Source organism: Candidatus Defluviilinea proxima, from assembly GCA_016721115.1.
Taxonomy (GTDB): Bacteria; Chloroflexota; Anaerolineae; order Anaerolineales; family Villigracilaceae; genus Defluviilinea; species Defluviilinea proxima.
The window spans coordinates 620,785-635,467 of the sequence record JADKIW010000001.1 but is presented as its reverse complement, the minus strand read 5'-3'; the positions used below and the strand labels follow the sequence as shown (position 1 = coordinate 635,467).

At 48.9% G+C, this 14,683-nt stretch carries 16 protein-coding genes; all 16 read left to right on the top strand.

Annotated features, from left to right (window positions below):
* Positions 1-45 precede the first annotated feature (45 nt).
* The 16 genes from IPP66_02945 to IPP66_02870 all read left to right on the top strand — a co-directional run bounded on the left by IPP66_02945 (position 46) and on the right by IPP66_02870 (position 14,683).
* Positions 46-867, top strand: a complete 822-nt coding sequence (locus tag IPP66_02945) for a methyltransferase domain-containing protein (GenBank protein MBK9924226.1) — start codon at positions 46-48, stop codon at positions 865-867.
* Between the two features lies 1 nt (position 868).
* Complete coding sequence (locus tag IPP66_02940; protein MBK9924225.1) at positions 869-1,669, top strand: class I SAM-dependent methyltransferase; 801 nt, start codon at positions 869-871, stop codon at positions 1,667-1,669.
* Between the two features lie 117 nt (positions 1,670-1,786).
* Positions 1,787-2,797 carry a UDP-N-acetylglucosamine 4,6-dehydratase (inverting) gene (gene pseB, locus IPP66_02935; GenBank protein MBK9924224.1) on the top strand — a complete coding sequence of 337 codons (1,011 nt, stop codon included), beginning with the start codon at positions 1,787-1,789 and terminating at the stop codon, positions 2,795-2,797.
* Between the two features lie 148 nt (positions 2,798-2,945).
* Positions 2,946-3,728 carry a carbon-nitrogen hydrolase family protein gene (locus IPP66_02930; protein ID MBK9924223.1) on the top strand — a complete coding sequence of 261 codons (783 nt, stop codon included), beginning with the start codon at positions 2,946-2,948 and terminating at the stop codon, positions 3,726-3,728.
* 15 nt (positions 3,729-3,743) lie between these two features.
* The gene (locus IPP66_02925; protein ID MBK9924222.1) at positions 3,744-4,658 is read left to right on the top strand and encodes an SDR family oxidoreductase; all 915 of its coding nucleotides are present in this window, start codon (positions 3,744-3,746) and stop codon (positions 4,656-4,658) included.
* Positions 4,659-4,697: 39 nt separating this feature from the next.
* Positions 4,698-5,048, top strand: coding sequence for a DUF4260 domain-containing protein (locus IPP66_02920; GenBank protein ID MBK9924221.1), 351 nt, complete (start codon positions 4,698-4,700; stop codon positions 5,046-5,048).
* Positions 5,049-5,275: 227 nt separating this feature from the next.
* Positions 5,276-6,190: a hypothetical protein gene (locus IPP66_02915; protein ID MBK9924220.1), complete on the top strand. Its 915-nt coding sequence runs from the start codon at positions 5,276-5,278 to the stop codon at positions 6,188-6,190.
* A gap of 199 nt (positions 6,191-6,389) precedes the next feature.
* Positions 6,390-7,457 carry an N-acetylneuraminate synthase family protein gene (locus IPP66_02910; GenBank protein ID MBK9924219.1) on the top strand — a complete coding sequence of 356 codons (1,068 nt, stop codon included), beginning with the start codon at positions 6,390-6,392 and terminating at the stop codon, positions 7,455-7,457.
* A 3-nt stretch (positions 7,458-7,460) separates the two neighbouring features.
* Entirely contained in the window at positions 7,461-7,901 is a 441-nt protein-coding gene (locus IPP66_02905) for a hypothetical protein (GenBank protein MBK9924218.1), read from the top strand.
* A 12-nt stretch (positions 7,902-7,913) separates the two neighbouring features.
* Entirely contained in the window at positions 7,914-9,059 is a 1,146-nt protein-coding gene (locus tag IPP66_02900) for a glycosyltransferase family 4 protein (protein MBK9924217.1), read from the top strand.
* A 151-nt stretch (positions 9,060-9,210) separates the two neighbouring features.
* The gene (locus tag IPP66_02895; protein MBK9924216.1) at positions 9,211-9,978 is read left to right on the top strand and encodes an AAC(3) family N-acetyltransferase; all 768 of its coding nucleotides are present in this window, start codon (positions 9,211-9,213) and stop codon (positions 9,976-9,978) included.
* A 190-nt stretch (positions 9,979-10,168) separates the two neighbouring features.
* Entirely contained in the window at positions 10,169-10,582 is a 414-nt protein-coding gene (locus tag IPP66_02890) for a hypothetical protein (protein MBK9924215.1), read from the top strand.
* Positions 10,579-11,904: a DUF4910 domain-containing protein gene (locus tag IPP66_02885; protein ID MBK9924214.1), complete on the top strand. Its 1,326-nt coding sequence runs from the start codon at positions 10,579-10,581 to the stop codon at positions 11,902-11,904. The genes IPP66_02890 and IPP66_02885 overlap by 4 nt, the downstream gene beginning before the upstream one ends.
* Positions 11,901-12,716: a glycosyltransferase family protein gene (locus tag IPP66_02880; protein MBK9924213.1), complete on the top strand. Its 816-nt coding sequence runs from the start codon at positions 11,901-11,903 to the stop codon at positions 12,714-12,716. The genes IPP66_02885 and IPP66_02880 overlap by 4 nt, the downstream gene beginning before the upstream one ends.
* 90 nt (positions 12,717-12,806) lie before the next feature.
* Positions 12,807-13,658 carry a hypothetical protein gene (locus tag IPP66_02875; protein ID MBK9924212.1) on the top strand — a complete coding sequence of 284 codons (852 nt, stop codon included), beginning with the start codon at positions 12,807-12,809 and terminating at the stop codon, positions 13,656-13,658.
* 29 nt (positions 13,659-13,687) lie between these two features.
* Positions 13,688-14,683, top strand: a complete 996-nt coding sequence (locus IPP66_02870; protein MBK9924211.1) for a glycosyltransferase family 2 protein — start codon at positions 13,688-13,690, stop codon at positions 14,681-14,683.

The following is a 14,683-nucleotide window of genomic DNA, read 5'->3' as shown; positions in this document are numbered from 1 at the left end:
TTTTATTGTAGGGGACGGCAGCTGCCGTCCCCTACGGAATAATTTATGGCAGAAAACACAAAACAACAAGTACGCGAATTTTATGACCAGATCGGTTGGTCGCATGTTGGTGATGGGCTATACCAAAACGCCCGTTATGAAGACCTGCGCCCCGTTGCGCGCGAGTACATTCACAACTGTCACATGCGCGTGAAGCGACATCTCGCCCCCAGCGGAGACATTCTGCTTGATGCGGGCTCTGGTCCCGTGCAGTGGCCCGAGTATTTGACCTTTTCCGAAAAGTATCGTTATCGTCTGTGTGCAGATATTTCAATAACAGCCTTGAAAGAAGCACGTACCCGCCTCGGTGAAAAAGGATTGTTCGTTGTCTGCGACATTGCGAACCTGCCCTTCAAGCCTGATGTGTTCGATGGGGTGGTGTCCATGCACACGATTCACCACCTGCCAATGAGCGAACATCGCAAAGCCTACCTTGAATTAAACCGTGTGATGAAACCGAATCGTGCCATGACCATCATCAATGGCTGGGATAATCCATTGCTTATGCGGCTTGCAACTCCGTTTATGCAGTTGGCGAGACTCTTCGCTGGGCGCGGATTGAAACGCAAGAAACAATGGGAAGAACTTGCCAGCCCCGATGGAACCTTCGTCGCCAAGATGACCCCGCGCTGGCTCAAACAAGAACTCCATGATCTCAAACTCGAAATTTATCCGTGGCGCAGTTTGAGCACAGGCTTCACCAAAACTTTTGTCCGTGCACAACTGGGCGGCAAAGTATTCTTACGTTTTATTTTCTGGCTCGAGGAAACTTTCCCACGTTTCTTCGGCGAGAACGGACAATATCCGTTGATCGTTATCAAAAAATAGAATGCCCAAATTCACCGACCAGCAATATCTCAAGACTGAACAATATAAGGACTCGTCCAATCTCGATGCACGGGTCGCCATCCATCAACGCTTTAGCACCAATCCATACGGTTGGATGCATTGGGCCTTTGATGCACTGGTGAAGCTACCTGCCAACGCAAGGATATTGGAATTGGGGTGTGGCCCTGGATATTTGTGGAAAGAGAATGTGACTCGTATCCCCGCCACCTGGGACATCACCCTCTCGGATCTTTCTTCGGGGATGCTTGATTCAACGTGGAGAAATTTGGTCGTCACTGGACGCAACTACAAATTTAAAGAGATCGACGCGCAGGACATCCCATTTGAAGATGAGACGTTCGATGCGGTTATCGCCAATCACATGCTGTACCATGTCCCTGATCGAAAGATGGCATTGAAAGAGATGCGGCGTGTCTTGAAAAATGACAGCATTCTGTTTACCGCCACTCTTGGGAAGAATCATATGCACGAGATGTGGGGTTGGCTCGAACGCACGGGCAGTATGATTACCAGAGAGACGATCACATCTGCGTTTACGCTCGAAAATGGGATGGAACAATTGCAGGAGTTTTTTTCGCGTATAGAATTAGCCCATTACATCGATAATCTACGCGTGACGGATGTTTCTGTGATGATGGCATACATCCGTTCGATGACATCCACCAAAGAATTTCACGAGGACGCACTTCAAGCTATCGAGCGCGAACTCACAGATGCGATGAAAAAGAACGGCGAGATCTTTATCACAAAAGATTCGGGTTTGTTCAAGGCGAGCAAGTAGGGGCGAGGTCGTCTCGCCCCATTTTATAGAGCAAAGTGAAATCACATCAATAACTTTGTTTGAATGATACCGTTGGGCGGGGAGACCTCGCCCCTACGAGCATTACAAGGAGCAATCATGGACTGGAAAAATCAAGTTGTACTTATCACAGGCGGAACGGGTTCGTTTGGTAAAAAATTTACGCAAAGACTTCTCACGGAAAAACAACCGAAGAAGATCATCATCTTCAGCCGCGACGAATTGAAACAACACGAAATGCAAGTGGGCGGATTCAATCATCCGTCACTGCGATATTTTATCGGTGACATCCGTGACCGCGAGCGTCTCGTCCGCGCGATGCATGGCGTGGATATCGTTGTTCATGCCGCGGCGTTGAAGCAGGTGCCAGCGTGTGAATACAACCCGATGGAAGCCATCAAGACCAATATCATGGGTACGGCGAACGTGGTCGAAGCCGCGTTGGATGCGGGCGTGAAGAAAGTGATGACCATCAGCACTGATAAAGCTGTCAGCCCTGCGAATTTATACGGCGCGACAAAGCTTGCTGCCGAAAAGTTGACCGTTCAAAGCAACGCCTACGCCGCAGGTTCATCGACCCGTTATTCGTGCGTTCGATACGGAAATGTAGTCGGCTCACGTGGTTCAGTCGTGCCGCTGTTCCTCAAGCAACGCGAGAGCGGAAGTGTCACCATCACCGATGACCGCATGACACGCTTTTGGTTATCGCTTGATCAGGGAGTCCAATTCGTGATCGATTGCATCGAACAAATGGAAGGCGGCGAAGTATTCGTGCCGAAGATCCCCAGCACAAAAGTGATTGACCTTGCACAAGCCATCGTGCCGAATGCAAAGGTCAACATCATCGGTATTCGCCCTGGCGAAAAACTGCACGAAGACTTGATCTCGGACGATGAAGCCCGTCACACCATTGAGCTCGACAAAATGTATGTCATCCAACCCGCCGAAGCGACGTGGTTTGGTTACTCGTGGAAGGATAAAGGCAAAGCTCTCCCTGAAGGCTTTACCTACACCAGCGATAATAACTCTGAATGGCTCGACATCGAAGGTATCAAAGAATTTGTTGCGCCATTTGAAGAATTATTCAAGCAAGGAAAACTCGAAGGATAATTCTTTATTATGTCATTCTGAGCCGCGAAGCGGCGAAGAATCTCTACCACGACATCAGAGACCCTTCGCTATTGCTCACATCGTCCCGACACTTGCACCGAGCGCAAGTACGGTGTGTCCCTCGGGAGGGTGACATAACAAGATGCATATGAAACTCTCTGCTATTGTCGCCCAGTTTCCGATAACATTGTCCATACAGAATAATCTGGAGATGATTGATTCTGTGTTGGAACAGACAAAGGCTGGAGATTGGGTGTTGTTCCCTGAAGGTTCCTTGTCTGGCTATTCGCCTGATATGTCATTCCTGCAGCACATCGACCACGATGAATTGATCGCAGGGCTGAGGCACATTCAACAAATAGCAGAACAAAGGATGATCAACGTTTGGGTCGGCGCCTGTATGAATGTGGATGGCAAATGGTTCAATACGGCACACGGTTTCACTGCCGATGGTAAAACCCATATGTATCGCAAGATCAATTTAGCCAATCAGGAACGTGGTACTTTTTCGACGGGCGATCAACTTCCGACCTTTGATGTGAACACACCCGATGGGACAGTTAAGATCGGTATTCAGATCTGTCGGGAGTTGCGCTTCCCTGAACAATGGGGCTGGCTTGCTCGTTGTGGCGCACAGATCATCCTGCACTTGAACAATGCCGTTGGCGAAGATCGATTTCAATCCGTTTGGAAGAGTCATCTTGTTAGCAGAGCGGCAGAAACACAACGGTTTGTATTAAGCGCCAATAATGCCGCGATCAAGCAGGGTAGTCCCACCATTGTCGTAGCTCCCGATGGATTGGTGATGGGTGAAATTGTGTCAGCAGAATTGGAAATCTTGCGTGTTGAGCTCGATTTGTCAGAAGCCTCGAATAAATTACTAGACCAAAGCCGAAGCGACGTGGTTGCCATACAATCAAAAACCTTATAACTTGGAACCTGAAACATGAAACTCTTAATCACTGGTGCAAGCGGACTCCTCGGAATCAACCTCGCCATGGAAGCCATGAGCGAGCATGAAGTCATTGGTGTAGACAGGGGCAAGTTGAAGTCGCCGCCATTCCCTGTCAGCAAGGCGAATTTTTTCGACAGCAATGCATTCGTTCCTACGTTGGATTCGGTTCAGCCCGATTGGGTTATCAACTGTGCGGCGTTGGCAAATCTCGATGAATGCGAAAAACATCCCGATCAGGCGCAGATTCTAAACACTGATTTACCTCATGATTTAGCTGTTGCCTGTGCAAAGCGAAATATCAAATTCATCCATCTCTCCACCGATGCGGTTTTCGATGGCACGAAAGAAGGCTCGTATTCAGAAGAAGACGTCCCTGCGCCCCAAAGCATCTATTCACAGACCAAGCTTGAAGGAGAAAGAGCCGTGCAAGAGGCGAATCCGCAAGCCATCATTGCGAGAGTCAATTTTTTTGGTTGGTCGCTGGGTGGACGGCGTAGTCTCGGTGAATTCTTCGTCAACAATCTGAGCGAGGGCAAGAACGTCAACGGTTTTACCGATGTCATCTTCTGCCCGATGTGGGTCAATCACCTTGCGCAGACGCTCATCGCCATGCTCGAGAAGGATTTGCACGGCTTGTATCACGTCGTTGGTGCACAGCCGATGAACAAGTATCAGTTCGGGGTCGAAGTGGCGCGCAAGTTCGGGCTGAGAGAAAGCCTCATTGCGCCGCAGTCAGTCGAAATGTCCAGCCTGACCGCCAAACGTTCCCACAATTTATGGCTATCTGTCCACAAACTGTCCACAGATTTGGGGCGTCCTCTCCCCGAGTTCTCCACTGGTTTGGACGGGTTTTACACACAGCACCAGCAGGGTTATCCACAAAAAATCAGGGGTTATCAACAGTAGCTAAGCGTAAAACCCAAAAGTTATCCACAGGATGTCCACATGAAAAACCTGCTCAAACTCGAAGAACTCTTTATGTTCGGTCTCGCTCTTTTTCTTTTTTCGAAATTGGATTACGGATGGGGCTGGTACGCACTCCTGTTTTTTGCTCCCGACCTGAGCATGATCGGCTATTTGGCGAATCCCCGCTTCGGCGCCTGGACCTATAACCTGATCCACCACAAAGGGCTTGCGATTACGCTGTATGTTTTTGGCAACCTACTCGCCATCCCGTGGCTAATGTTTGCAGGGACAATCCTGTTCGGGCACTCCAGCTTCGACCGCATCTTTGGCTACGGCTTGAAGCATGAGGATGCCTTCCAGAACACGCACTTGGGTAGGATTGGGAAGTAAAATCCCGAAGGGATGAGATGACTCTAGGTTTTTCGCAAGCCCGTACCCAAATCCTGAAAGGATGGCATTATATGTGTGCAAAAAATGACACCCCTTCGGGGTTTATAAAACGCCGAACCCGAAACTATAATCATTTCACTCCTTCGGAGTTGTTTGGCTACGACCTGAAGCACGAAGATGCTTTCCAGAACTCTCATTTGGGAAGGATTGGGAGATAAAGAAGTACAATGCCGACTAACAACATATATATTCTATTTCTTATCATTGTTCCACTAACCATGTTTTCTACTGGTTTCTTCGCAGCCCGACAATTTCGCCCATTCGAAAACGTTCAAATATTTTCTCTGATATACGTTAAGTACAGATTTCTTTTTAGCGTGCTTATGGGTGTATTCATTAGCATTGTTTTTACAATAATCCTTTCGGTTTCAGCGGAATTCTCCAAACAACTTTTTATTGGTGCTCTGCTGTTTCTGCTTGCTACGTTTAGTTACTATTACGGGGTTACCCTGGGTTGGGGGAGGGCTTTGCCACCGAATGAAAATAGAATATTGTCAGATCAAATTAACATGCTCCCCGAAAACCTTTTATTAGAAAACACCTTGAACTCTGTAAAGATAACTGTCAACTCAAAAAAACGTTGGGTTTTGTTTGTAATGTCGTTATCTCAGTGGGTCATTCTCGGGTTTTGTGCTTTACCCATAGCAGGTTTTATTGTGATTTCTGCATTGCAAAACTACCTGCCAAAATACATGAATATTCCTGTTTGGATTTTAGTAGGTGGGCTAGTGCTATACCTTATTTATACAAAGTTCCGAGAAACACTTGAATTCATTTTCGATAAAGAAGTTATTGAAATTGATGGCTTTGTAGTGAGGATTGAGAAATCTGGATCAAGGTTTAATGACATAAAAGAATATCCTGCAGAAAATATCAAGCGAATAACCACTATGTTCTCCTATGGCGTAAATAATGTGGCTTTCAAACGTGCGCCGTTTGTAAACCAAAATATGCCTGCTTTTATGATGTGGCACAATCATGGGCTAAAGCGGTATCGCACTTTTGGTAGGGCAATTGATTTGGCGGATGCTCAAACGATTTTAGAAACGATTTACAGTAAGTTCCCGCAGTATAGAGGCTAAACATTCAGTATCTTCCAAAGAATCTATGCCTCTTGAACTTTTCAAACCAAAAACTAAATACCTGACAGGTCTCCGCAGAACCGTGACCGACCATATCTTAGCCAGATGAAGAAGTCCGATGGACAACCGTCACGATAAAACCTGACAGGTTTGGACTGATAATATTCACAACCCTTGAACTACTCAAAAGGAGAATCTCATGGAATTCAAAATTCAAGACCAATGGATCGGACCGAACCACCCGACATACTTCATCGCTGATATTGCGGCGAACCACGATGGAGACCTGGATCGGGCGAAGATGCTCATCAAACTTGCCAAGGAAGCGGGCGCAGATGCGGCGAAGTTCCAGCATTTTCAGGCTCCCAAGATCGTTTCGGATTACGGCTTCACCCACATGGACTCAAAGGTCAGCCATCAGGCAACGTGGAAGAAGTCTGTGACCGAGGTGTATGCGGCGGCGTCCGTTTCGCAGAGTTGGACGCCCATTCTGAAAGAGGAATGTGACAAGGTTGGCATTCACTTTTTCACCTCGCCGTATGATTACGAATCCATCGAACACGTGAATCCATACATCCCTGCCTTCAAAGCGGGTTCAGGCGAAATTGACTGGATCGAAGCGCTCGAGCACATGGCATCCAAAGGCAAGCCGATGATCATCGCCAGCGGCGCGGCGGACATTGCCGATGTGCAACGCGCTGTCCGTGCGATTCTCAAGGTCAACAAGCAACTGTGTTTGATGCAATGCAACACCAATTACACTGCTAGCCTCGAGAACTATGACCACATCCATTTGAATGTGTTGAAGACGTATGCGACCATGTTCCCTGACGTGGTGCTGGGACTCTCCGATCACACACACGGAAACGCGACGGTTCTGGGCGCAGTGACGCTTGGTGCGCGCATGATCGAGCGTCACTTCACGGACAGCAACGACCGCGAAGGTCCCGACCACAAGTTTGCGTTGAACCCCGCAGACTGGGCGCACATGGTCGAAGAGACACGTCAACTCGAGCGGGCGCTTGGCTCAGCCGATAAATTCATCACAGGCAATGAACAACAAACAAAAGTAGTTCAGCGTCGCTGTCTGCGTGCGGCACGGGACGTCAAGGCTGGTGAAGTCTTTATCCGTGACATGATCGATGTGTTACGTCCTGCCACGATCGGTGCGATCAAGCCATACGAGATCGAGAATGTCCTTGGCACGAAGGCGTTGATTGATATGCCGATGGGCAAGGAGTTGCGCTGGACGGACCTCGGCGCGTGATATATGTCTGTTACCAAACAAGTAGAGGCAGCAAGGGCAGGTGTTGAACCTGCTCTAATTTGCCAGGTTCCATCTGGTTGGGTTGTACTGGCTAATTGGCAATTCCTACGCGGTTACTGTATTCAAATGCCTGACCCTGTTGTTCCAAGTTTGAATGATTTGATGCCGCCAGCGCGGACAGCCTATCTCAATGACATGGCGATCATTGGTGATGCCTTGTTGGAAGTAACAGGAGCATATCGGATCAACTATGCCATCATGGGCAATTCTGATCAGGTATTGCATTCACACATTGTGCCACGATATTTGACTGAACCAGATGAATTTCGCATGAGTAACCCTTGGACATATCCATCAGAGATAATGGAAGCAACATTGTTTGATAGTGAACGTGATAAAGATTTATTGATTCAAATCAAGATTGCAATCAGAAAACGCCTGTAAACATAATTCGAAATGAAGATCATCTATTTTTCCAGAAACTATACCCCTCATGATTTTCGGTTCTTGAATTCGTTATCGAAAACCGAACACGAGATTTTTTATTTAAAGCTTGAAACGAACCAACGTCAGGTGGAGGACCGTCCTGTCCCTGAAAATGTTCAGCAAGTCCTTTGGGCGGGCGGGCAGAGCGAGTTCCGTTGGAGTGACCTTCCGCGTTTGGTATTGGATTTTCGTCGCGTGGTGAAGAGACTCAAACCTGACATCGTCCATGCGGGACCGATACAGACTTGTGCGTTCATCGCCGTGTTGAGTGGATTCCGTCCGATACTGACGAAGTCGTGGGGATATGATCTGGTCAAGGATGCGGATTCGAGCAAGTGGATGCAGTGGGTGACGCGATATACGTTGAAGCGAAGTGCGTTCTTTACGAGTGACGCCAATGTGACACGCGATAAGGCTGTTTCTTTTGGGATGAACCCTGAGAATATTGTTGTGTTTCCGTGGGGGGTGAATATTGAGCGGTTCCATCCGAAAGCCGACAGTAGACGAAAGACCGTAGACGGTAAAAAACGGTCGACGGTCGGTGGGCAACGGTCAAAAGCGATTACGCTTTTTTGTAGTCGTACGTGGGAATCGATCTACGGTGTGGATGTGTTGGCGAAGGCGTTTGTCAAAGTGGCGCAAATGAATCCCGATGTGAATTTGATTTTGCTGGGGGGCGGCTCGCAGGGAGCGAATATCCGTCGGATATTGATGAATGGCGGCGTGATGGAGCGAGTCCATTTTGGGGGACAGGTAGGTCAACGTGACTTGCCGCGTTGGTATCACATGGCAGATATTTACATCTCGCCCTCACATGTAGACGGTTCGTCTGTGTCGCTGTTGGAGGCGTTGGCATGTGGAATGCCGTGTCTGGTTTCAGATATTGCGGCGAATAAGGAATGGGTCGAGGATGGGGTCAATGGCTGGTTGTTCCGTGATGGGGATGTGGATGATTTGGCAGAGAAGATTCTGCTTGCGATAAAGAGTCGACGGTCGTGGGGGAGGATCGGGAAGGTGGCAAGGAAAGTGGCAGAAGAACGAGCGGATTGGAAGAAGAATTTTGGTAAACTTCTTGATGCTTACGAAAGGATATTGCCACAGAGTTCACAGAGATAAGGCTGAGGGGAGAGAAGGCTTTTTGAGATGTATCAGGCTTCGGTTAAGAATGAAGCGTGTGTCAGTGAAGAGAAATGCTATAAAGTTGGAATTTATCCAAAAATCATGAGATTGCTTCGGGCTATCGCCCTCGCAATGACATAGAGGTGATATGTACACATTTGAAGAATTGGTCGAGGGGTTTCGGGAGTTGGGGGTGGCGGAGGGGGATACGTTGCTGGTGCATAGTTCATATAAGTCGTTGGGCGAGGTGGACGGCGGACCGCAGACGGTGGTGCGAGCGTTGGAGACGGCTCTGGGCACGGACGGCGATGGGACGCTGATCATGCCGACGTTCAATTTTGATTTCAATCAGGGCAAGCCGTGGGATGTGCGTAAGACGCGGTCGAAGATGGGCGCGTTGACGGAAGTGGTGCGGATGGACCTGAGGGCGAAACGGGTGTTTCATCCGTTCTATTCGTTTGCGATCTTGGGAAAGCACGCCGATATGTTGGGGAGCCTGCGGTATAAGAGTGCGTATGAACGGAACTCGGTGTTTGGGAAGTTGCGCGACCTGGATGGGAAGATCATGGTGATCGGGTTGTCGTATAACAACAGCATGACGTTCTTTCACCACATCGAGCAAATGGAAGGCGTGGACTATCGTTTCCTGAAACAGTTCACTGGCGAAGTGACGGACGAGAACGGGGTTACGTACACGGATACGTTCGAGATGTTGGTGCGTGACATTGATAAGGGCGTGATGACGATGGTCGACCCGATGGGTGCGTTGATGGAGGAAGCGGGGATCATCCAGAGTCGCAAGGTCGGTGATGCGGATGTAAAGTTGATGAAGGCGAATGAAGTCTATGAGTTCACGGCGCGTGAGATGAAGCGCGATCCGTTTTTGTTGTATTACATTGATAAGAAGGATTCTTAGCCACGGATTGACACAGATTTGCACTGATTTTCGTTTCTTCTGAAAGACTCAAGACCTTAACCACGGAGACACTGAGGCACGGAGCTCTAAATTTTCTCAGTGTCTCTGTGACTCAGTGGTTCAAAATTGGTTTTTCCGTGATAATCAGTGATATCGTACTCGAAGAGTAAATTCGTGGCAAAATAATTCTATGAAATCAAACTCTATTTGGCAACCTCCGCATCCCCGAGTCCATAATGAACTCGATTTCAATATAAGTGATCCGAATTTATATAACTGTGCTGTTTTTCGATACACACGAAGCCTTCGACATTTAATTGTGGCCGTTCATGCTCAAGTAAATAATCCTAAGCCTGCATTTTGCTTGAGCTTTGAATCAGTTTGGTATTTCCAAGGACCTATGAGTTGGGTAAGTGTAGATTTTGAATTGAGTGATACTGGGGAACGGAAAAAGTTGCTCCAAAAGGGTATCGTAGAAGTTGCAGACAATATGATTGATGCTTTTGCACAACAACATGAACTTTTTACTATTCGGAAACCTGCTTTCAATATTCAGATACTTGCAGGTAATTGTGCTATTCTGGAAAATATTTCTCCCTTATGAAACCCTACCCATCCCTCAAATTTATCCTCGCGGAATTCTTTCCCCTGCACCGCACCCTCGCCTCTGACGACCACGACAAAACGTTGGAGATCGTCGGCTCGTACATGCCCGACTCATCCAACTACACCATCGAGACCTACGCCCCGCTGACTCCCGTCTGGACATGGAAAGTGCCTGAGCGCTATATTGTCCATGAGGCGTACCTCGAAACAGAAGATGGCGAACGCATCGTGGACTTCAAGGACAATCCGCTTCACATCGTTTCGTATTCATTGCCAACCGATAAAGTTCTGACCTTTGAAGAACTCCAGCCACATTTGTATTTCAACGAGAAACGTCCGCACACCGTGCCGTGGGTCTTCAAATACTACGAACGTGACTGGGGATTCTGTCTGCCGAAGAACACCTTCGATAAACTCCCGCGTAACAAAAAATATCACGCGGTAATCAACTGTGAATTCATCACCGACCCCAAACAGGGATTCAAAGTCGCAACGGCGATCATCCACCCCGAGGGCGGACCCAATCCCGAGGCGGGCGAGTTCCTTGTACAGGCGCATACCTGTCATCCCATGCAAGCCAATGACGATGGCGCAGGCGTGGTCAGCACCATCGAGTTGGCGCGGCGACTTGCGGTGAATCCGCTTCCCCCTGGCTCGATGAGCGTCCGTTTTTGGTTTGGACCTGAGACCATCGGCACCATCGCCTGGCTCGCGCACAACGAGTCGCTCATCCCGAATCTGCGCGGTGGCATCTTCATGGAGATGACGGGCAATCAAAATCAAATTGCGTGGCATCACACACGTCAACACGATCATCTCCTCGACCGCATCACGAATTATGTTTTGCGCGATACACCTCACGACGAACGTGATTTCGCCGCCGCTCCCGCCAACGATGAACGCGTCATCAACGGACCTGGCGTCAATGTGCCGTGCATTTCGCTAAACCGTTTCCCCTACGACGAGTATCACACCACCGACGACAATCTCGACATCATGCACGAAGAGATGCTCATCGGTGCGGCGCAAACTGCTGAAGAGATCATCCGCATCTACGCCAGCAACTACATTCCCAAGCGCACCTTCCGCGGTCCCGTGTTTCTCAGCGGTCACGGTCTATGGGTCGATTGGCGCGATAACTGGGCGCTCAACCGTGCCATCGAAAAGATCATGATGCGCTTCGAAGGCGAGCACACGATCTTCGACATCGCCGAGCAGGTCGGTCTCGATTATCAGACCGTCCGCGATTACGTTGAAAAATTTAAAGCAAAAGGATTTGTGACTCCTCAGCCGATCCCGTCCGAAGGGCAGACTCAATGACTGAAAAAGTAGTAGCCATCATTCAGGGACGCATGTCCTCATCGCGTTTGCCTGGCAAGATCCTCGCAGACATTGCGGGTCAACCCATGTTGCAGCGCGTCTTCATTCGGACCTCGCGGTCTGCTTCTGTTTCCCAAACCTTATTCGCCACGACAACCGATCCCTCCGACGATCCCGTCGCCGAATACTGCGACTTCAACGGAATCCCTTTCACGCGCGGCAGTCTCTATGATGTGCTCGACCGTTACTATCAAGCCGCCAAACAAGCGAAGGCGGATTACGTTGTCCGCATCACTGCGGATTGTCCCGTCATTGACCCTGAACTGATCGATAATGTGGTCAATACTCTCCTAGAAGACGAATACGACTTCGTCTGCAACCGTCTCCCTCCACCCTATCCTCGCACCTATCCCATTGGCTTGGATGTGGAAGCCTGCACGTTCAAAGTCCTTGCCAAGGCATGGAAGGAAGCCAAAGAACCCCAACACCGCGAACACGCCATGCCCTACTTCTACGAAGGCGTCGAACTCACCCGTCAAAGCCGAACCCTCGAAACAGGAACATCTCCACGCGGATATAATATCGCTCTCATCCATCACACCACCGACTTCGGCGACTACCGCTGGACGGTCGACACCCCTGAAGACCTGGAATTCATGCGTCAGGTATACGGTCATTTCGATGGAAGAGATGATTTCACCTGGAAAGAAGTCCTCGATCTGGTTCACGACAATCCTGAGTTGATGAAGATCAACGCAGGTGTGCAACACAAAACTTTGAAAGATATCGACAAAAGGGCGTTGAAACGTTAGAACGTTCAAACGTTTCAACCTACCAACGAATTTCATGCCCCTTATCACTTTATTCTCCGCCCCAAACCTTTCACAGACCCTCACATCGCGATGATCCAACGCAACGCGATCAAGTCGTGGATTCTTCTCCCTGATGTTGATGTTGTTTTGCTCGGCGAAGAGACAGGTCTCGCCGAAGTTGCGAGGGAACTTGGAGTCAGGCACATCCCCAATGTAGCGCGGAATGAATCGGGTGTGCCGTTGATCTCGTCCATGTTTCAGCTTGCCCGTGAAAACTCAAACAGCGATCTCCTCTGCATCATCAATGCAGATATGATCCTCATGCCCGACTTTGTCGAAGCGGCGAAACAGGCTGTCAAACTCAAAGATAAATTCGTTTTACTTAGTCAGCGATGGGATTTGGACATAACTCAGCCTCTCGATTTCACAAACGGTTGGGAGAATCGTCTGCGGTCTACGGTCCACGGTCAGGGCTTCCTTCATCGCCCCGCTGGCTCCGATTTCTTTCTCTTTCCTCTTTCTTCTTACCTTGATATTCCCAACTTCACGATCGGTCGGGCAGGTTGGGATAATTGGATGATTTACAAAGCCCGCAAGGAAGGCTGGGCTGTGATTGACTGCACGCCATCCATCATGATCGTCCATCAAAACCATGATTACTCTCACTTGCCCAATGGCAGACCTCACTACGAACACCCCGAAACGAACGAAAACATCCGTCTCGCGGGCGGACAAGCCAACATTCGCTACACGATTCTTGATTCGACTCACCAGTTGGCGAATGGTAAACTTTCTCGCCCGAAGATGACGTCATTGCGTTTGACACGCAAGCTGGAATTATTCTTACGAGCCATCTTCTTCTTTCTGCCCGAAAACATGATCGAAAACATCGCCCGTCCAAAACGATGGAAAAAGCGAATCGCAAAGTTTTTCAAATCGTAAATCCAAAATCAAAAATCGGAAATCGCCACATGCGTAAAGGTCAAAACCCTGCCAAGTTCGTCAAAGACGTAGCCAAGCCCGAACGAATAACGGTTGCGCTATTGAATTACATTCCCTTCCTCAGTGGATTTTATGCTGAGACCCTCGATGTGCTGAAAGTCTCGCTCGAATCCATGCGCAAGGATGCGGGTCTACCATTCGACTTGATGGTCTTTGATAATGGCTCGTGTGCTGAAGTGCGTGACTTTCTCGTGAAAGAAAAAGAAGAAGGACGAATCCAATATTTGATCCTCTCCGAGAAGAACATGGGTAAGGGTGGTGCATGGAATGTAATGCTGGCAGGTGCGCCAGGCGAGATCATTGCTTACACCGACGCGGATGTTTTATTTTCCCCGAAGTGGCTCTCGCGTTCCGTGGAGATTCTCGAAACCTTTCCGAATGTCGGCATGGTGACCGCGCGTCCCTTTCGCACGCCGCCTGAGTTTTATGAAAACACATTGAAGTGGGCAAGAGAAAATGCAAAGCTAGAGGATGGTCAATTCATCCCATGGGAAACATTTTTAGAATTTAACTTGTCACTTGGGCAGACGGAAGAAGAGAATAAAAAAGTATATACCGAGACGAAAGACTGGCGCATTACTTATCGTCCTGAGCGGAGCGGCATCGTCCCCGAAGGGGGAGCGCAGTCGAAGGACGTGACTGCAATTGCAGGTGCAAGTCATTGGCAGTTCACGGCGTATAAGTCCACGCTTCAGAAGTTCCTGCCCTTTGACATGGACAAGCCCATGGGACAAGTCCGCCAGTTGGACAAACGCATGAACGATGCAGGTTTACTGCGCCTGATGGTCTCTGACCCGTTGGCGATGAATATGTCCAATACGTTGGGGTATCTGCGCGGGGAGTTGAAGCAGGCTGGGGGTAGAAAGAGGCGGGTTTCTGTCAGCAGGAAAATTCTTGAAATTGGATTTATCAAGAAGATGTTGTTGGCGGTCTATAACAAAATTTTTAGCTGGTATTATTCCTAA

Bases quoted from the DNA above. Each gene is read 5' to 3' on its own strand.
- IPP66_02915 (MBK9924220.1), top strand. From the start codon at position 5,276: ATGCCGACTAACAACATATATATTCTATTTCTTATCATTGTTCCACTA.
- IPP66_02890 (MBK9924215.1), top strand. From the start codon at position 10,169: ATGAAATCAAACTCTATTTGGCAACCTCCGCATCCCCGAGTCCATAAT.
- IPP66_02905 (MBK9924218.1), top strand. From the start codon at position 7,461: ATGTCTGTTACCAAACAAGTAGAGGCAGCAAGGGCAGGTGTTGAACCT.
- IPP66_02930 (MBK9924223.1), top strand. From the start codon at position 2,946: ATGAAACTCTCTGCTATTGTCGCCCAGTTTCCGATAACATTGTCCATA.
- IPP66_02940 (MBK9924225.1), top strand. From the start codon at position 869: ATGCCCAAATTCACCGACCAGCAATATCTCAAGACTGAACAATATAAG.
- IPP66_02875 (MBK9924212.1), top strand. From the start codon at position 12,807: ATGATCCAACGCAACGCGATCAAGTCGTGGATTCTTCTCCCTGATGTT.
- pseB (MBK9924224.1), top strand. From the start codon at position 1,787: ATGGACTGGAAAAATCAAGTTGTACTTATCACAGGCGGAACGGGTTCG.
- IPP66_02945 (MBK9924226.1), top strand. From the start codon at position 46: ATGGCAGAAAACACAAAACAACAAGTACGCGAATTTTATGACCAGATC.
- IPP66_02925 (MBK9924222.1), top strand. From the start codon at position 3,744: ATGAAACTCTTAATCACTGGTGCAAGCGGACTCCTCGGAATCAACCTC.
- IPP66_02870 (MBK9924211.1), top strand. From the start codon at position 13,688: ATGCGTAAAGGTCAAAACCCTGCCAAGTTCGTCAAAGACGTAGCCAAG.
- IPP66_02895 (MBK9924216.1), top strand. From the start codon at position 9,211: ATGTACACATTTGAAGAATTGGTCGAGGGGTTTCGGGAGTTGGGGGTG.
- IPP66_02910 (MBK9924219.1), top strand. From the start codon at position 6,390: ATGGAATTCAAAATTCAAGACCAATGGATCGGACCGAACCACCCGACA.
- IPP66_02920 (MBK9924221.1), top strand. From the start codon at position 4,698: ATGAAAAACCTGCTCAAACTCGAAGAACTCTTTATGTTCGGTCTCGCT.
- IPP66_02900 (MBK9924217.1), top strand. From the start codon at position 7,914: ATGAAGATCATCTATTTTTCCAGAAACTATACCCCTCATGATTTTCGG.
- IPP66_02885 (MBK9924214.1), top strand. From the start codon at position 10,579: ATGAAACCCTACCCATCCCTCAAATTTATCCTCGCGGAATTCTTTCCC.
- IPP66_02880 (MBK9924213.1), top strand. From the start codon at position 11,901: ATGACTGAAAAAGTAGTAGCCATCATTCAGGGACGCATGTCCTCATCG.